17 protein-coding genes are annotated in these 17,863 nt (G+C 58.2%); 8 read left to right on the top strand and 9 right to left on the bottom strand.

Annotated features, from left to right (window positions below; all coding sequences use genetic code 11):
- The first annotated feature begins 382 nt into the window (after nucleotides 1–382).
- Nucleotides 383–892, top strand: coding sequence for a GNAT family N-acetyltransferase (locus WH50_RS06395; RefSeq protein WP_110186580.1), 510 nt, complete (start codon nucleotides 383–385; stop codon nucleotides 890–892).
- 174 nt (nucleotides 893–1,066) lie between these two features.
- On the opposite strand, the gene WH50_RS26055 is transcribed toward WH50_RS06395, so the two are convergent.
- The 4 genes from WH50_RS26055 to WH50_RS26305 are packed head-to-tail and all read right to left on the bottom strand — an operon-like array spanning nucleotide 1,067 to nucleotide 3,498.
- Nucleotides 1,067–1,843, bottom strand: a complete 777-nt coding sequence (locus tag WH50_RS26055) for a hypothetical protein (protein ID WP_133251260.1) — start codon at nucleotides 1,841–1,843, stop codon at nucleotides 1,067–1,069.
- A gap of 6 nt (nucleotides 1,844–1,849) precedes the next feature.
- The gene (locus WH50_RS26050) at nucleotides 1,850–2,368 is read right to left on the bottom strand and encodes a hypothetical protein (RefSeq protein ID WP_133251259.1); all 519 of its coding nucleotides are present in this window, start codon (nucleotides 2,366–2,368) and stop codon (nucleotides 1,850–1,852) included.
- Nucleotide 2,369: 1 nt separating this feature from the next.
- Complete coding sequence (locus WH50_RS06380) at nucleotides 2,370–3,353, bottom strand: hypothetical protein (RefSeq protein ID WP_133251258.1); 984 nt, start codon at nucleotides 3,351–3,353, stop codon at nucleotides 2,370–2,372.
- A complete protein-coding gene (locus WH50_RS26305; protein ID WP_165838333.1) occupies nucleotides 3,346–3,498 on the bottom strand; it encodes a hypothetical protein in 153 nt (50 codons plus the stop codon). The genes WH50_RS06380 and WH50_RS26305 overlap by 8 nt, the downstream gene beginning before the upstream one ends.
- A 62-nt stretch (nucleotides 3,499–3,560) precedes the next feature.
- Here WH50_RS26305 and WH50_RS06375 point away from each other — a divergent pair, with 62 nt between their 5' ends.
- Complete coding sequence (locus WH50_RS06375) at nucleotides 3,561–4,709, top strand: FAD-dependent oxidoreductase (protein WP_110186576.1); 1,149 nt, start codon at nucleotides 3,561–3,563, stop codon at nucleotides 4,707–4,709.
- 17 nt (nucleotides 4,710–4,726) lie between these two features.
- A complete protein-coding gene (locus WH50_RS06370) occupies nucleotides 4,727–5,557 on the top strand; it encodes an aldo/keto reductase (protein WP_110186575.1) in 831 nt (276 codons plus the stop codon).
- Here WH50_RS06370 and WH50_RS06365 read toward each other — a convergent pair.
- The 3 genes from WH50_RS06365 to WH50_RS06355 form a co-directional block, all read right to left on the bottom strand.
- The gene (locus WH50_RS06365) at nucleotides 5,538–6,242 is read right to left on the bottom strand and encodes a hypothetical protein (protein ID WP_110186574.1); all 705 of its coding nucleotides are present in this window, start codon (nucleotides 6,240–6,242) and stop codon (nucleotides 5,538–5,540) included. The two genes, WH50_RS06370 and WH50_RS06365, sit on opposite strands and share 20 nt — an antisense overlap.
- The gene (locus WH50_RS06360) at nucleotides 6,235–7,410 is read right to left on the bottom strand and encodes an AAA family ATPase (protein WP_110186573.1); all 1,176 of its coding nucleotides are present in this window, start codon (nucleotides 7,408–7,410) and stop codon (nucleotides 6,235–6,237) included. The genes WH50_RS06365 and WH50_RS06360 overlap by 8 nt, the downstream gene beginning before the upstream one ends.
- A 129-nt stretch (nucleotides 7,411–7,539) precedes the next feature.
- Entirely contained in the window at nucleotides 7,540–8,418 is an 879-nt protein-coding gene (locus WH50_RS06355; RefSeq protein WP_207780206.1) for a LysR family transcriptional regulator, read from the bottom strand.
- Between the two features lie 103 nt (nucleotides 8,419–8,521).
- On the opposite strand from WH50_RS06355, the gene WH50_RS06350 reads away from it, so the two are divergent.
- Nucleotides 8,522–9,010, top strand: coding sequence for a GlcG/HbpS family heme-binding protein (locus WH50_RS06350; protein ID WP_165838332.1), 489 nt, complete (start codon nucleotides 8,522–8,524; stop codon nucleotides 9,008–9,010).
- 12 nt (nucleotides 9,011–9,022) lie between these two features.
- Here WH50_RS06350 and WH50_RS27125 read toward each other — a convergent pair whose 3' ends face one another.
- Together WH50_RS27125 and WH50_RS06340 are read right to left on the bottom strand one after the other, a co-directional pair.
- Complete coding sequence (locus WH50_RS27125) at nucleotides 9,023–10,525, bottom strand: methyl-accepting chemotaxis protein (protein ID WP_110186571.1); 1,503 nt, start codon at nucleotides 10,523–10,525, stop codon at nucleotides 9,023–9,025.
- Nucleotides 10,526–10,583: 58 nt separating this feature from the next.
- Nucleotides 10,584–11,108 (bottom strand): PAS domain-containing protein, encoded by a 525-nt coding sequence (locus WH50_RS06340; RefSeq protein WP_110186570.1) that lies wholly within the window; start codon nucleotides 11,106–11,108, stop codon nucleotides 10,584–10,586.
- 456 nt (nucleotides 11,109–11,564) lie between these two features.
- Here WH50_RS06340 and WH50_RS06335 point away from each other — a divergent pair, with 456 nt between their 5' ends.
- Genes WH50_RS06335 through WH50_RS06320 form a run of 4 tightly spaced genes read left to right on the top strand, consistent with a single transcriptional unit; the run spans nucleotide 11,565 to nucleotide 17,816 of the window.
- Nucleotides 11,565–13,640: an SPFH domain-containing protein gene (locus WH50_RS06335; protein ID WP_110186569.1), complete on the top strand. Its 2,076-nt coding sequence runs from the start codon at nucleotides 11,565–11,567 to the stop codon at nucleotides 13,638–13,640.
- 59 nt (nucleotides 13,641–13,699) lie between these two features.
- Nucleotides 13,700–14,800 carry a protease modulator HflC gene (gene hflC / locus WH50_RS06330; RefSeq protein ID WP_207780205.1) on the top strand — a complete coding sequence of 367 codons (1,101 nt, stop codon included), beginning with the start codon at nucleotides 13,700–13,702 and terminating at the stop codon, nucleotides 14,798–14,800.
- Entirely contained in the window at nucleotides 14,797–15,849 is a 1,053-nt protein-coding gene (gene hflK, locus WH50_RS06325; RefSeq protein ID WP_110186568.1) for a protease modulator HflK, read from the top strand. The genes hflC and hflK overlap by 4 nt, the downstream gene beginning before the upstream one ends.
- Nucleotides 15,846–17,816: a heavy metal translocating P-type ATPase gene (locus WH50_RS06320; protein WP_110186567.1), complete on the top strand. Its 1,971-nt coding sequence runs from the start codon at nucleotides 15,846–15,848 to the stop codon at nucleotides 17,814–17,816. Before hflK ends, WH50_RS06320 begins: the two co-directional genes overlap by 4 nt.
- Nucleotides 17,817–17,863: the final 47 nt, after the last annotated feature.

Genomic DNA, 17,863 nt, shown 5'->3' with positions numbered 1-17,863 from the left:
CTGCTGGCTGCCTGCTGTAATAATCAGCTCAGCTCCCTCAGCATAGGCACTGACTGATGGGGGGAGATGAGCGAGTGCCTGCACAAGAAGTTCTTGATTGTTCATTTTTTCATTCTATTCACGATTCATGAACGATAGAAAATTATGAACACACTCGATGAAAGATCAAGGGGGATGTGACATCTAACAGGCTGTTGAAAAACGTCATCGAGGCAGCCGAGACAAGGAAAAAACAGGCGAAAAAGCGGAGTTTAGTGGACTAAATGAGCATTTTGAGCCTGTTTTTGACGCGGTATTCGGCAACGCAGATAGATTTTCAACGACCTGTTAAAACCTGATCGTGCTTTATGCCATCCCTTCGCCCCCTCAACAGGCGCCTGCCATGACTCCACCTGCCATCCAGCTCCGCCCCGCCACCGCCGACGACGCCACCGATATGGTGGCCGTGCACTATGCAGCGGTGCACGCCATCTCCCCAACACACTACGCTGCCGACATCCTGTCTTCCTGGTCACCTGAACCGGATGAGTATCGTTGTGCCTGGCTGGCCCATCTGGTCGACAAGGACAGCACGGTCTGTCAGGTCGCCCTGTCAGCAACGGGGCAGATAGTGGGGTTTGTGCTGGCGTTACCGGCCCAGTCCAGACTGCAGGCACTGTATGTTGACCCCGGCTGCAGCGGCCAGGGTGTGGGTGTCAGTCTGCTCAGGGCGGTGGAAGAGCAGTGCTATCAGAGTGGCGTGAGCGTACTGGAGCTGTATGCCTCATATAACGCCGAGCACTTCTACCGCCATCAGGGCTATATGTCAGTCAGCGCGGCCACCCAGTCTCTGGCCGATGGCAGCAGTATGGGTGCAATATTGATGTGCAAACATCTGGCAAAGGCAGGCTGAATAAAGGGAGATGAGGTGGGCGCTGGCTGAGAGTGGGTGAATTAACATCAGCACGCATCATCTTATTTAAAATCTCATAAGAAGCACTGTTGTAGTCTTTTACCACTGACAGCAAACCGGAAAGACACTTTAAAGATGCTGGCAAAGCACTATGCCAGCACCTGTGTGCATTTACTATTCGCTGCTGTTTAGTGCAAAAGGGGCGACCGTATAGTGTTCACCGTTTTTCTCGCAGTCATCGGTAATTTCCTGCCAGTATTTGTCCGTCACCAGATAGGTACTGCCATTAATCTCTGCGGCTGTTTTAACGGTGTCTTTGCCAAAAACCCAGTGGCGCCGGGACAGAGCCAGACTGGTATCCGGTCGGTCCTCATCGGTAGAACCTTCCCACAGTGCCAGCATCTTTGCTTCCTGCCAGTGAGCAAAGGCCATGATATGCCCATCATCCCAGCGATACCCGACAGTGCAAAGATGATTGGTTTTTCCATTCTCTTCATAAAGCGCTATCAGCTCAGCAATCGCTGACTGTGGCCGGGTAAAATACGGCTGTGTTGACAGAACGACTCTTTCTTTGGCGCTGTTATTGAAAACATCGGGTAACTGATCAGCCTTACAGATATTGATGCTGGAGGAAAAGGCGGCAACAGTGCAAAAAACATAACAACAGACATTATTCATTTTCTTCCACCGCATATTATTTTTTTGCCTTAGAGAGGAAATCATCAGAGAGCGTATAAAACGTCTGGCCACCCTTATCCGCAAAAAAGACGAAATTTGACCCTGGACTGCCTGAGCCGGTAGTACGCCAGGAATACAAGCCAGACTGACAGGTAATCCACCCATGCTTATTAACAGCACAAACAGGAAAATAAGGTGAAAGAATGATCTTGTCATACCGCCTAACATAAAAATGGCCCAGTTTTCCTCCGGGCCATTTTGCACTACCGACACTGAGTTTCAGTTATTGCTGACAAAGGGGTCAATAGTGAACTGCCTGCCATTCTTGGCACAATCATTCACGATGTCATGCCACGCTGATTCGGTAATCAGATAGGAGCTGCCGTTGATTTCCTCTTCGGATTTGACCGTATCCCGCCCCAACACCAGCTCTTTTCTCGCTAATGCCATGCTGGCAATCTGTGTCTCTTCATCATCGCCCCCTTGCCAAAGGATAATCTCCTTCTGTTCTTGCCAGTGCACCCAGACCTGCATGTTTCCATTACCCCATTGATAGCCAACAATGCAGAAATGATTTATCTGATCATTCTTACCCGATCTGGCAATTCTTGCCTGAATAGAGGGCTCTGGAAAAGAAAAATAGCTGTTCGCTGATGTATCAAAACGACTTGTAGGTTGATTCTCATCACTAAATGGAGAACTGGGTATATCACTGCCAAATACAGTGTTAAATGCTAAAGAAAAGATAAGAAAAGATAAAAGTAAACTGTATTTTTTAAATGAAAGACAAAACGCCATGTCACTTACCACCTTTACCTGAGTCTTTAATAAAAGAGTCCGTCAACGTGTAAAAATCCTGTCCTCCTTTACTGGCAAAAAGAACAAAGTTTTTCCCCGGAGATGCCGCGCCAGTAGTACGCCACGCATACAGTTTGGTAATACAGGGATCTTTTCCAAGCTCACTTTCACTTAAGCGTGCAGTAGCAACAGCCAGTGCAATGTAGTCTCTAAATGCTTTGTTTTTTGCATGAGTTCCATCATTGGCAATTTCAATATACCTGGCCAGATTATCACCTAGCACAGTGGATAGTTTCGGGTAATTGGCAAAACCTTCGACTTGATTTGGCGCCTTAACAAATTCGACTAAATTATTGATATTCTTTCCAGCACCAAAGAACTCCGACCCTAGTTGCATTCTGTTTATGAATACAAACCGCATCCATTTCATGCATTCTTCAACCTCACTACTGCTGTAACCCGGTAAACCCGGCGTAATATTCTCCACCAGCAGCATCCGCGTCAGCATACCCACCTCGGTACTGTCTGCCGGCAGCCTGATCTCGGGGAGTACTTCCACCTCCAGCGGTGCAGTGGTCTGGTCTTTTTTGCTCAGCGCAGGGGTGCCGTCGTTGAGGAAGGCATCGAGGAAGGTACGCTGGCTGGTGACGACGCCATCACGACGCACCTCGATGCGCAGTGACTGCTCCAGCATCCGGTCATTGACCTGCACGGCGGAGACCGTCAGCAATTGTGGATTACGGCTTTTGAGGACGATATGGCGGCGGTTGCTGCCCAATCCTTCCACCTTGATCGGCAGGCTGTTACCTGCCACCAGTGTGATCTTGTTGCCTAATGGAGCGCGATTATTGCGATAGAGCTTGGCCATCGGTCTGTCCTTGTTGCCCGGATTAAGCCAGAAAACGTGCCTGAGCACGTGCGGATCGCGGAACAACAGCTGAACAGTCGACATCGACGTCATGCGGGAAGGGAAGCGCTCAGCCATCCTGCTGGCAGTCCACCGGGGTCAAAAAGTGTTCATCATCCGTGATGCCCGGCAACATACCGCGAAGACCCGGCCCCAGCAAGGGGAATCCCGAACCGCCTGACAGGCCGACGTATATGACAGTGCCACTTTGTGCGCTTGCCATTTTGGCCGCCGCCCTAACTTTGGTAGTCTTGTGCCCTGTTTTTCCGAGGCAGATGACTGGTTATGACTACCCTGGACCTGGACGTACTGATTATTGGCGGCGGCATCGCGGGCCTGTGGCTGCAGAACCGCCTGCACAACCAGGGCTATGCCACCCTGCTGGTGGAAGCCGATACGCTGGGGGGCAAGCAGAGCGTCTGTTCGCAGGGCATCATTCATGGCGGCACCAAGTATGCGCTGAACGGCATGCTGACACAGGCCGCCAATGCCATCGCGGCCATGCCCGGCCGCTGGCAGGCCGCCCTGCGTGGTGAAGGCGATGTAGACCTGCGTGCGGCACGGCAGCTAAGTGATGCCCACTATATGTGGTCCAGCGGCAGTCTCGGCGGCAAGCTCACCAGCTTCTTCGCCAGCAAGGCGCTGCGTGGCCGGGTGGATACCCCGGAAGCCGACAAGCCCGCCATTTTTCAGGACCCGGCGTTTCGCGGCAGCCTCTACCGGCTGAATGAAATCGTGCTGGATGTCCCTTCGGTACTGCGTGCCCTGCGTTTGCCCGGGCGTCAGCTCAGGGCACGTGCCGGTGACAATCTGATTTTCAGCGATGGCGTATGGACGCTGACGGACGGCGATCTGCAGATTCGTGCCAGACGTACCGTCCTGACCGCAGGCGAAGGCACCGAGGCCCTGACCCGGCAGCTGGGGCTGGACATCCCCATGCAACGCCGCCCCTTGCAGATGGTAATGGCCAAGCATCGCTACCCTCATCCCATTTATGCCCATTGCATCGGTGCCAGCAGCAAGCCACTGGCCACTATCACCACGCATCCCCATCAGGATGGCAGCCAGGTCTGGTATATCGGGGGTGAAGTCGCGGAAAGCGGCGTTGAACGCAGTAGCACGGAGCAGATCGCTCATGCCAAAGAGGTGGTCGGCAAGCTGTTGCCCTGGGTCGATCTTGGGGAGGCAGAATGGGCTACCCTGTCCATCAATCGTGCCGAACCCCGACAGTCCGGTCTGGTGCGCCCCGATACCGCTTATGCTCAGGCGGTGGGCGACACCATTGTCTGCTGGCCGACCAAACTGGCGCTGTCTGCCGATCTCAGTGATCAGGTGCTGGCCATGCTGCCCGCCCCCGGCGGTGACGCCATCACGCTGCCTGCCGGGCTGCCCGAACCGGATGTCAGCCTGCCCATCTGGGACCAGTTACTGTGAGCCACAGGAGCAGCCAAATGACCACTGATACTCTGCATGATCTGCCCCGCCGCGCTGTTGGCCACACTGGCCTGCAGCTGTCGCCGATGGGCTTTGGTACGGTCAAGCTGGGCCGCAATCAGGGGGTGAAATATCCCACCGGGTTTGAGCTGCCGGATGACCGTACCGCGCTGAACCTGCTGGCCGAAGCCCAGGCGCTGGGCATCAACCTGCTCGACACCGCCCCCGCCTATGGCAGCAGCGAGCTGCGCCTTGGCACCCTGCTGCGTGGCCAGCGCCAGCAGTGGCTGATCTGCTCCAAGGTGGGGGAAGAATTTACTGATGGTGAATCCAGCTACTGCTATACGCCGGAGCATATCCGTATGTCGGTGGAACGCTCGCTGCTGCGGTTGAACACCGACGTTATCGACCTGATGTTGCTGCACTCCGATGGCAACGATGTGGACAATATCCAGCGTTACGGTTCACTGCAGGTCCTCAATGAACTGAAGCAACAGGGCAAGCTGCGCGCTACCGGTATCTCCAGTAAGACCGTGGAAGGCGGCCTGCTGGCACTGCAGCACAGTGACTGCGCCATGGTCACCCTCAACCTCAATCAGCAGGATGAGCAGCCGGTCATTGACTATGCGGCCAGCCACGACAAGGGCATCCTGATCAAGAAAGCGCTGGCCTCCGGCCATATCTGTCTGCAGCCAGGGCAAGACCCGGTGCAGGCCAGCTTCGAGCTGATCTTCGCCAGACCCGGCGTCACCTCCGTCATTATCGGCACCCTCAATGCAGAGCATCTGCGCCATAACGTGGCGGTGATGGCCAGTGTGCTGCAATTACCTAAATCAGTAATAGATTGATATCTTGTTGGAAACGTGCAGCTTGCCCACATAGCTGGACAATCTGCGGCCAGTTTTCAGTTATGGCTCTGGCCTTGAGGTTATATTCTCGCCGAGTTTTTTTAATACGCAGTGCTTTCGGTAGCCGAGCCAGTATCCCTTCCATATCGGCATTACACTCAAGACTATGGTAAGCAGAATGATCGGTCGGTAAGCATGCAGCGGCCACCCATGCCTCCGTTGACTTAGAGGGGATACAGACAACACTTTTGCTGCCTGTAGCAATATTCCCCAACCAACCTAATAGCACTCTTTTTAAAGCCATGACGGTATCGTCAGGAGGTGGACAAGGTAATGAGCAAGGGAGTGGTGGCAATGATGCTGAACGAGCATAAGTCTCAACAGCACTGCCACAGTCCGCATAGTTCTTGTCTGCAACATCGGCATCCAAATGCACAATAACAAGATCGAATAGCGAAAGTGTCGAGTCATGTTCCAAAGAGGCAAATCCTCGCTCACGAAACTCCTTACACCATTTGAACACCCCGCCCCAACCACCGCCCATATCTGGACGTGTCTCCTCAGGTTGCAACAAAGTCAGTTTGAAGTCTCGGCGATGCGCAAGGATGGCATTTAAGCCAGCCTCAATCACTACTAGATCGGTCACTCCTTCTGCTACAAGGGCAATCTGCAAAGGCTTAGACATTTGGCACGGCTCCCAAACTACCCATCAACCAAAGTCGAGAAAGAGGGTATGTTGCATTTCGAGCACGCAGATCGTCATTCAGCTCTATGCGACGAACGCAGGTATGACCATGGTTATTACGCTCAACGACAAATAGCCTTACCTCATCGTCATCCAAATCTAATCCATCCAACACTGCTGGATTATGGACCGTAAACAGCATTTGACGCTGATTATCAGCATGCGCTAACCAAGACTTAAGTCTAGAGGTCAGCCGTGTCAGCAAGCGAGGGTTAAGTGCCTGATCCAAGTTGTCGATGGCAAAAGTTTTGGGGGCTACGGGAGACAAGCAAAGTACTGCACAGAACAGTATATAAAGCGCTCCTTCACTTGCATCATAGGCCGTTAACTCGTTGCGGCTGCGCCCCATGAATCGATCAGTGAACTTCATCAGATACTTACTATGAGCCACTGACGGCGATAGTATCTGCCCTGCAGATGTTGTTGTGTCGACATCTGCGACCCAATCAATCAACTCCAGAACATCATCAAGCAAGCTTTCATCGTGCTCCAGCACGGCTTTACGCAACTCAGCAAAGGCCTCAGCCAATCGCCCACCAGACAAACCTACAGGATTGCGAGATTGGGGATCCACCGCCATTGCACGCAATGCAGGAGTGTTTGGCGAATAGATCGCGTAGTTTTGAAGCCTTAGCATTAGTTGCGCACTTACGTTATCCGGTGGGATGTCTGCCATTTTCAAAGCCGCCAACCCAGCGGTGGCTGACAAGTGCCCACGGTTCCGCACCCCTCCAGATATCAGGGTTCGATCTCCCTCAGACAAGCGCTCAGTTTTGTATGTCCAGGCGGGTTCAGGAGCTTCCAGTGGATTCAACAGTGACACTCTATATTCTGCGCCATCAGAGCTAGCTCCAAGGCCGATGGCAGGAGGTGTTCTGTGCCCATCAAACGAAGTTTTGTATAACCTCGGCATTCCAGGTCGAACACCCCGGCGCAGTAGAGACTCATCATCCACTTTGCCATTTGCTGCGGCACCCAGGACCCCAATTGCTTCAAGAATATTACTTTTACCTACACCATTGGCTCCGATAAAACAGTTAACGCTGCCCAGCTCAACTGACTGAGTGGCAATCGATTTGAATCCATCGATTTGAATAGTCTTGATCATGCTGTATTCCTCAATAGCAAAACGGGTGGCTATATCCCAGCCTGATCCATATCTGAGTGCGGAATAAGTAACCTGCGATAAGGCAAAGTTACAAGAAAAAGACGCATATTAGCACTCAGTTATACCTCCTCAGTCCGCCAGCGCCTGCACAATCCACTCAATCAGGGTGGCCAGTGTCGGCTGACGCTGGCGGTCCTGATGATAAAGCAGGCTGATCGGCCGCGGTGCCGGAACATAGTCCTGTAACAGGGGTTGCAACTGGCCACTGTCGAGGGCGTCCTGCAGCAGAATGGCAGGCTGCATGACGATGCCAAACCCTGCCAGTGCCGCTGTCTTCAGCGCCTGCCCCTGATTGCTGCGCAGGCGGCTGCGGATTTCTTCCTGCGCCTGCCCGCCCAGCTGCCAGCCCCGCCCTTTACGCCAGAAACTGAAACCAAGGCACTGATGATGCGCCAGATCAGCGGGTGTAAGTGGCTCACCATGGCGTGCAAGATAGGCTGGCGATGCGGCAATCTGCATCTGGTAGGGGCGAAGGGAACGGGCGATCAGGCTGGAATCGGCCAGACGGCCAATGCGCACCGTCAGATCAGCCCCCACCGCCGTCATATCCAGCTGCTGATCGTTCAGATCCAGCTCGATGCTGACCTGCGGATAGCGCTGCAGATAACCGGTCAGTACCGGCGTCAGAGCCAAGCTGCCAAAGGTGACCGGGGCGTTGATACGCACCCGCCCGCGCGGCTCCTGCTGCTGTTCGGCAGCACTGGCTTCCGCGGCGCGAATATCCTGCAAAATCAGCAGACAGCGCTGGTAATAGTTCTGCCCCATGGCGGTCAGGCTCTGCTGCCGGGTCGTCCGGTTGAATAACCGCCCACCCAGACGCTGCTCCAGATGCCGCACGTGCTTGGACACCATCGGCGCCGACAGGGCAAAGCGCTCAGCAGCAGCACTGAGACTGCCCAGCTCAACCACGGCGACAAACACTTCCATACTTAGCAGACGGTCCATCATTCCAAACTCCGGGTTAGCAATGTGCAAAACCCTAGCGCATTTTTCTGCCTTTACCCAGCTGGAATACTGCGGCGTGTTCTTTCCTGTTCAGAAGGAGTTTGCCATGTTCGCCCGCCTCTCTTCCCTGCGCACGGTGCTGTGCGCCAGCACCATCCTGATCTGGAGCAGCGCCAGCAGTGCCCAGCCGTTACTGCGACCCACGCTGGATCTGGCCAGTGCCCGCCAGATTGCCGCAGGTTGCGAAGCCTTCGCCCTCAAACAGGGCTGGCACATGGTGGTGGCCATTGATGATGCGGCGGGGCAGCTGCTGCACTTTGCCCGCATGGACGATGCCCTGCCGATCAGTACCGGTGTGGCCCAGCTGAAGGCCAATACCGCAGCAGGTTTACGTCTGTCGACCCGACAGGTCAGGGAGGCGGTGAAAAGTAATCAGGGAGCGCAGTATGTCCCCGGCATTACCGTGGTCGCCGGTGGGCTGCCGATTGCCGATACCCACGGTCAGGTCATCGGCAGTATTGGAGTGAGCGGAGGCAGTGAGGATCAGGACGAGCAGTGTGCTCAGGCAGGGCTGGCGGCTATCAGCTTCAACTAGCCGCCCCCTTCACTAGCCGTGGTGACGCTCACGGATAACGTCATCAATCAGGTTCAGCAGGCGCTCGCTCTGGCGCTCGGCGTCCCCCATCAGGCTGATAATCTGCCTGCGGATTTCGGGCTGGTATTTCCAGTCTTCATTACGCAGTGCAATGGCTTTCTGCACCGCCTGATGGACCGCCGCATGGGGGGCTTCGATGGCCTTGTACGACTGCACATGAGAGAAGAACTGCGCTCCCACACCCTGGTAGTACCACTGCCCCAGACGGCATTCGGTGTGATGTTTGGATACCGCGGCCACTTCCTCGCTGTGGTCGTGGTGCTCATCAAAGGTCAGATAGCCGTTTTGCTTGAAGATGATGTGGTCGACCTTGGCCAGCACACCGAAGGTGCGGCTCTTGGCGTAACTGATGCGGCCTTTGGTCTGTTCGGCGGAGGTCGCCATGCGGCTGAACTCGACATCAAACTGGCTGACCATGGCGGAGATTTCTCCCGCCTCGCGGGCCGAGTTGGCAGCCTGAGTCACCATCTGATCCACCCGCTGACTGAAGCTGCTGATGGTACCGGTGACGTCCACCGCGGCATCCTTGGTGCGTTTCGACAGCGCCTTGACCTCATCAGCCACCACCGCAAAGCCGCGCCCCTGTTCACCGGCACGGGCAGCTTCAATCGCTGCGTTAAGGGCCAGCAGGTTGGTCTGATCGGCAATCTCGGTGATGATCGACAGTGACTGCTCCACCTGATGGCTGTCCTGACCGAGCTGGTTGACCACCGAGGACACCGCCTCAATGGTGTTGTTGATGTTGTGCAGTGCCTGCACCATCTGCCGCACGGTTTTCTGGTTCTGACTGGCGGCTTCACCACTCTCAACAGCGATCTGCTCCACCCGCTCCATGTCTTCGCTGATACCGTTGAGATCGGCCTGATTCTGTCGCAGGTTCTGAATCAGATTGGTGATATTGAGCTTGTGCAGGTCGGAGTTCAGCTCGTTGCTGGCCACCAGTTCGGAGCCACGCTTCATCTTGTCGATGGACTCGTTGATGCGCTGCAGGGACTCCCGCAGCTGTCCGGGCAGGCCGCGATAGAGCGCGTAGCGGTTGAACCGGCCATTGGCGACGTGACGGAAACAGGTGTCCACTTCCTTGAAATAGGTCTCGATCTTGTCGAGGAAATCATTCAGCTCCCAGGCGACAAAACCCACTTCCCCCAGACGCTCGGTCTGGTTGATACGCATCCCGAAGGTGCCCTTGTTGCCGGCCAGCAGCGCCCGCTGCATCTGTTCGATGGCACTCAGAGCCCGGTTGGACTGGCCATAGTGCAGCACCGACAGCACCATGATCAGCACGGCGGGGATCAGCATCCAGCCCGCCAGCGTCCATTGACCGGTGGCGGCCAGCACAATGGCAGGCACCAGCCCCAGCAGCGAAAACAGCCAGCAGGCCAGCTGCAGGCGATGCTTGAGATACAGACTACCGAAACTACGCCCACGTTTGTTCGGTTTGGAATCCTGAGACATGGCTCCCTCGACTTCCTGAGGTTCAGACAAAAGAGGACAAACAGCGGCTTACCGGGTACTAGCGATCCAGCGCGAGGACCAGCTCGTCATAGGGCACGCCTTGCTGGCGGCAATGTTCCAGCAAATAGGCCATGGACTTTTCTGCGCCATCCTTCTTGCCGTAGCTGGCTTCGATGCGCAGCATTTCCTGATACAGGGGCAGGACGGCCTTGAGCGCTCGGGCCTGAGGTTTGCGACGTGCCGAATAGTAACCCTGCAGCTTGCCGTTGGAGTTGTAATCCAGCGTGATATTGGCGAGCACCCAGTAGTAGCTGCCGTCCTTGCACAGGTTTTTGACGTACCCGACAAACTCCTGCCTGCTCTCCAGGGTTTTCCACAACAACCGAAAGACCCCGCGCGGCATCTCTGGATGACGAATCACATTGTGTGGCTGGCCAAGCATTTCCGGCTCGGAGAAACCGGAGACACGCATGAAGGTCCGATTGACATAGGTAATCACACCCCGTGTGTCGGTCTTGCTGACGATAAATTCGTCTTCCTGCAGTTTGATCTCATTGTTGATCGGGGATATCGCCTGCTTCATGCAATAAACCTATGTGTGTGGAGGCTATCGGAACAGATCGTAGAGGGCAGCGGTTGCGATCCAGTGACACCCTGAGGCGCGACGGCGACGAATTTTCCCGACTCCCATCCCACCTCGCATTGACCTGAATCAGTTATTTTTTTGCCAGCTTATGGCAGCACCATTAATACGCCAGATTAGCAACGGATGATGATAAAGACGGAAAAACGTGAAAATAATTATATTTTTTCACGTTGACCGCAGCGCCGCGGCTATCGGCTTTTCTCATTTATCAGCTGGCAACGAATCATCACACTGGCGCTATAACGCCGCGGATTATTCACCGAATCTGCGATGTAATGCATACAGAAAGGATTGAGATAAAAATGTGATTTTATAACATCACCTCTACATCCCTCACGGAGGTCAGGCTATTGTCAGCGCAGTTTTGTGTTTCACCCTGTCCGATACCTGACCATGGCTGCCACCGACGCTCACTCAGATCTTCCCCGCTATCAGCAGGCTCCTGCGCAGGCACGTTACCTGCTGCTGGCACTGCTCGGCCTTGGCGGCGTGACGCTGCTGCTGTGGCTGACGGCCGTGGTCATGTTGCTGCTGGCCCCTGCATCACTGTGGTTGCCGCCGCTGTGCCAGCTCAGTGCCAGTCTGCTGTTGCTGTTTGCCAGCCTGCTGCTGGCCTGGCAACGCAGCCGCCAGCGCTGTGCGGCGACGGATCAGACCCCGCTGCCCCTACCCGCCAGTCTGCACCGGTTACTGACCGCGCTGCTGCAAGACCCTTACGTCAGCAACGAGGCTACCGATCAGGATGGTTTCCGGCTGCTGCCCGACACCCTCCGGCGCCTGCTGCGCCAGCCCTTGCTGCATCTGTCCCTGCTGGCATTACTGAGTCTGGTACTGGTGGCACGGGGCTGGCAGCTGGCCGGGCTGATCGCCGCTGGCCAGGCGCAACCGGCTGCGGTGTCGCCCTTGCTGCAGGCTTTGTCGGTCGCCGTACTGCTGCTGCCCGCCGCCGCCCTGCTGGTGCTGGAACGAGATTTGATCAGCCGCCCAGCTGCAGACTGGCCGGAGGCATCTGCACTGGCCATGGCCGTGCGCAGTGTATTGCTGGTATTACTGCTGTGCTGCCTCAACCTGCCGCTGGCCGCCTGGAGCCCGACACTCTGGTACGGGCTGCAGCACCTGCTGGGCTTACTGCCCGTAGTGATCGCGGTGGAACTATTACTGCGGGTGCTGTGGCAGTGTTTTCAGCCCCCTTTGCCGCTGGCCGAGCAGCGCTTTGCTGCGCACAGTCTGCTGGCCCACTGCCTTGACTGGCCGCCGCTGCCCATGGCCCGGCTGGAGAAGGAAATCAAACAGACACTGGGTGTCGATCTGCAGCAGTCCTGGGCGCTCGGCTATATCCGCCGACGTCTGCTGCCGGTCAGCCTGCTGATGCTGTTGTGTGGCTGGCTGCTGAGCGGCCTGCACAGCCTCAGTCTTGATCAGCGCGGCGTCTACGAGCGCCTTGGCCAGCCAGTGGCGGTACTGCAGCCCGGTCTGCATCTGCTGTTGCCCTGGCCACTGGGCAAACTGATTACCGTCGATAACGGCAGCGTGCATGAACTGGGTGCCGTGATTAACAGCCAGCCGCCGGGCAGCATCAGCAGTGCTGACGGCGCCGCGCCCGCCCGCGCCAACCGCCTGTGGGACGCCGCCCATGACGGCGAGAAGACCCAGCTGATTGCCAGTGGCCATGATCAGCAGCAGAGCTTTCAGGTGATGGATATGGATATCCGCTTCCTCTACCAGATCGGTGCCAGTGATGCCGATGCTCTGGCCAGCGTCTACCACTGCCTCGATCTGCCCCAGCTGATCCGCAACAGCGCCAATCAGGTGCTGATTCAGGAGTTTGCCTACCGCACGCTGGATGATGTGCTGGGCCTGCAGCGCAGCCAGCTCGATCAGGACATCAGCCGTGCCATGCAGCGCCAGCTGGATGCCATGTCGTGCGGCGTGCATATCGTCGCCACCGAGCTGGAAGCCATCCACCCACCCGCCGGAGCAGCGGCCGCCTACCACGCCGTGCAGGCAGCACAGATCAATGCCCAGTCGCTGATTGCACTGGCCGAGGGACACAAGGCCGAGCTGCTGAATCTGGCCCGGACGGAAGCCGGCAGCATCACCGATCAGGCCAGCGCTCAGGCCCATGAAGGGCTAGCGCAGGCCAATGCCGACAGCATTGGCTTCAGCGCCGAGAAGCAGGCCAATGACAACGCCCCCCATACCTTCGTACAGGAGCGCTATCTGCATCAGCTGGCCAGCGCCCTGCCCAATGCCCAGCAGGTGCTGATCATCGATAGCCGCATCAGCGCCGCACACACACCGATGATTGATCTGCGCAACCTGACCCCGGAGCTGTCGGCAGGGTTTGGCAGTGAAGCACCGGCCAGTCACAGCACATCAGGCCCTGCTGATAACAGCACGACCACCACCGACAGCACCGACACCAGCAGCGAATCAGGCGACGATAGCAGCGGCGATACCAGCCCCTGAGTGGCTGCTGACCCGCTATCTGCGTTGCCGAACAGTATCAGTACGACGAGGACTATTCCGTGGGACTGCCACCCGATCACCGTCACGACGATCACAGCCATGACCATGAACACAACCATCACCACGAGCACGTCCATGCGCACAGCGAAGGCCATGCTCATCCGGCACAGACCCCTTCACCGACCGGGCATCATCACAGCACGGTAAGTCAGGGCTTACCCTGGCGCATGCCGCTGGCCCTGCTGCTGTTACTGCTGGCCGTCGCTGCGGCCTGTCTGGTGCAGGTCCGTGCCGGTGAAGCCACGGTCATCACCCGCTTTGGCAAGCCGGTCAGGGTGCTGCTGGATCCCGGTCTGGCGTGGAAACTGCCACTGCCCATTGATGCGGTGCAACCGGTCGATCTGCATCTGCGCACCACCTCCAGCGGTCTGCAGGATGTCGGCACCCGTGATGGCCTGCGCATCGTGATTCAGGCCTATGTGAACTGGCATGTGGCCACCGAGCCGACGCTGGTGCAGCGCTACCTGCGCGCGGTGCAGAATCAGCCCGATGAGGCAGCAGAACAGATCCGCACCTTTGTTGCCTCGGCACTGGAGACCACCACCAGCGCCTACGATCTGGCCAGCCTGATCAACACCGATGCCAAGCAGGTGCAGCTGGACAATTTCGAGCGTAACCTGCAGCAGCAACTGGCACCGCAGCTGCTGGCGATCTATGGCATTCAGGTGGAGCAGGTTGGTATCGAGACCCTCACCCTGCCCGCCGTCACCCTGTCGGCCACCGTCGACCGCATGCGGGCGGAACGCGAGACCATCGCCACCCAGCGCACGGCCGAAGGCAAACGTCAGGCAGCGCTGATTCGCGCCGATGCGGACAAGCAGTCGCGTATTATTCAGGCCGATGCCCGCGTCGACGCCGCCCGCATCGAAGCTCAGGCGCAGCTGCAGGCCGCCCGCATTTACGGTGATGCCTATGCCGCCGCACCAGCGCTATACCAGCAGTTACGTTCACTGGATACCCTCGAACAGGTGATCAGCCCCAATACCCGTCTGGTACTACGCACCGATGCGGCCCCCTTCAACGTGCTGACCCAGCCAGTGCCCACCCAGAGTGGCACGGCCAGTACCACCGCCCCCAGCTCGCAGGGTAAACACCCATGAGCCAGTTGCCACACGCCCAGCGTCGCAGCCCCTGGCTGCAGGCCGGTACGGTGCTGTTCTGGTTGCTGTACGGCGCCACCCTGCTGGCGGCAGGCGGCTGGCTGATCAGCAATATCCGCCAGATCGATCCGCAGCATCGTGCCGTAGTCATGCGGCTGGGGGCTATCGAGCGGGTGCAGGATTCCGGCCTGCTGCTGGCCTGGCCCAACCCCATTGAACAGGTGGTCATGATCCCGTCGGCACAACAGGTGCTGAGTTATCACGTCAGCGCGCTGCTGCGCTCCGATCAGGCCCGCGCTGCCGATCAGCGGGCCAGCAGCTACGAGGAGGATGGCGATGCCCTGGCCGGTTCCGGCTATCTGCTGACCGGTGATGCCGGAGTGGTGCAGCTCGACCTGACCCTGTCGTATCAGATCACTCAGCCCCGCGCTTTCGTCACCCAGGCCGAACATGTGCTGCCCGCCCTGTCGCGGCTGGCCGAGCGCAGTGCCGTAGCCGTGGCCGCCTCACGGGATCTGGATACCATTCTGGTGGCCCGCCCGGAGCTGGTGAGCGCAGGTAGCAATGCCGCCGAACGGCGCGAACAGCTGCGGGGCGATCTGGTGCAGGCTATCAATCAGCGCCTCGCCCGCCTGCAGCAACAGGGCGCCGGGCTGGGGATTGAAATCACCCGCGTGGATGTGCAGGCCAGCCTGCCGGATAACGCGGTCAGTGCCTTCAATGCGGTACTGACCGCCCGTCAGCAGGCCGACAAACGGGTGGCCGATGCTCACACTGCAGCGGAAAAGCGTCTGCAACAGGCCAATCAGAGCGCAGACTCCATCCGCCAGCAGGCCACCGCCCGAGCCAACGAGGAGGTTGCCAGTGCCAGTGTCGACACCGCCGATATCATCGCGCTGGCCAAAGCGCTGGATAACGGCAGCGACCCCGACATGTTGCAACGTATCTACCGCACCCGTATGCCCGCCCTGCTGTCACGCGCCGATGCCGTCACCACGGTCACGCCCTCGGCCGAGGCTCGCCTGTTACTGCAAGGAGGCAATCCATGAGCCCTGCCCATCACGCCCATGGCCACGCCTCTCATCACGATGGCCACGATCATCATCACCTGCACTTCGGCCCCGGCGAACTGCTGTCTGCGGCGGAAAAACGTCAGGCCGGACGCCAGCTGCTGCTGGCCATGCTGGCCGTCGGCCTGCTGTGTCTGGCACTGATCTGGCGCTGGTGGCTGCCACAACAACAGGTCGTCAGCCAGCTGCTGCTTGGTTGCGCTTCGTTACTGGTGGCCGTGCCGGTATTGCGCGAGTGCTGGCACAGTCTGCGCCATCCCAGCCTGCACGGCGTCACCGATCAGCTGATCGCGCTGGCCATGCTGGCGGCCTGGGCCAGCGGCGATATGCTGACCGCCACCCTGCTGCCGGTAATCATGATCTTCGGCCATCTGCTGGAAGAGCGCAGCGTCATCGGTACTCAGGAAGCCATTGCCGCGCTGCAGCAGCTGACTCACAGCCGGGCCCGGCGCATCGAACGCAGTGGTCAGATCAGCGAAGTGGATAACAGCGAATTGCAGCCGGGCGACCAGATCGAAGTGCGTGCCGGTGATCGCATTGCCGCCGATGGCCGGGTACTGCGCGGTCAGGCCAGCGTTGACTGCGCGCCCCTGACCGGTGAATCGGTCCCCCAGGAAGTACAGGCAGGCAGCGACGTTTATGGCGGCGCCATCAATCTGGACGGCCTGCTGCTAGTTGAAGTGACCCGTACCGGCGATGCCTCCACCCTCGGCCGGGTGATCGCCCTGATGCAAGATGCCGAGCACAGCAAACCGCCCATTACCCGTCTGCTGGAACGCTACGCCGGGCGCTATCTGACGCTGGTGCTGCTACTGGCGGCGCTGACCTGGTTCCTCAGCAACGATGTGCAGGCCATGCTCGCCGTACTGGTGGCCGCCTGCCCCTGCGCACTGGTGCTGTCCGCTCCGGCCACCGCCATTGCCGGTGTGGTCGTGGCAGCCCGCCACGGCATGCTGATCCGCAATGCGGCGTTTCTGGAGGAGCTGGCCGATGTGAATTCGGTGATCCTCGACAAGACCGGCACCCTGACACTGGGCGCCCTGCATCTGCAGGATATGCAGTTATTCAGTGGTGAACGGCAGAGCATCCTGCGCCTTGCTGCCACCCTCGGCGCCAGCAGCAGCCACCCAGTCAGCCGTGCCTGCAGTCAGCTGGCCGCCAGTGACGACGGCGCGCTGCAGCACTGCCGGGAGCTGCAGGGGCTGGGGGTGATAGCCGACTATCATGGTCAGCCCGCCGCACTGGGGCGGCCGGAGCTGTTTAGCCAGCTCGGTATCATCACTCCGGCAGTGCCTGAGCACGATGGCCCGGTTGCCGGGCTGGCGCTGGGCGAGGTGTTTCTGGCCTGGCTGCTGCTGGCAGACCGGGTCAGGCCGGAGGCGGCCAGCGCTCTGCAGGAGCTGCGACGGCTGGGCCTGCAACACCAGACCCTGCTGACCGGTGACCGTCAGAGCGTGGCCACGGCTGTCGCCCATGAGGTGGGGATCGACCGCATTCAGGCGCAGGCCCTGCCCCACGACAAGTTGCACTGTGTACAGCAGGAAGTGCAGCGGGGGCTGCGACCACTGGTGGTGGGCGATGGTATCAATGACTCACTGGCGTTGAAGGCCGGGGTGGTGGGCGTGGCCATGGGCTCGCAGGCGGCTGGGATTGCACTGGCCTCGGCTGACATTGTGCTGATCGGCAATGATCTGCGCCGACTGGCCAGCTGTATTCGCCTCAGCCGTCGCTGCCGTCATACCCTGCTGGTCAATGTCATTGTCGGTCTGGGCTGGACGCTGGCGATCGTCGCCTGTGCCGCCATGGGCTGGCTGGGCGCCTCGGGCGCGCTGCTGGCCGCCGTGCTGCACAACCTCAGCACCCTGTTTGTGCTGGGGAACGCCGGACGACTATTGCGGATTCATGAACCACTACACGACTCAGAGCAGACGGTCCGTAGTCCCTGATATGAAAACGGCCCGGGTGTCTCTGCCATTCCGGGCCGTTTTGTCTG

This window comes from Pokkaliibacter plantistimulans (assembly GCF_003194385.1).
In the GTDB taxonomy this organism is placed as follows: domain Bacteria; phylum Pseudomonadota; class Gammaproteobacteria; order Pseudomonadales; family Balneatricaceae; genus Pokkaliibacter; species Pokkaliibacter plantistimulans.
The sequence above is the reverse complement of the archived record's forward strand: the minus strand, read 5'-3'. Positions and strand labels throughout refer to the sequence as shown.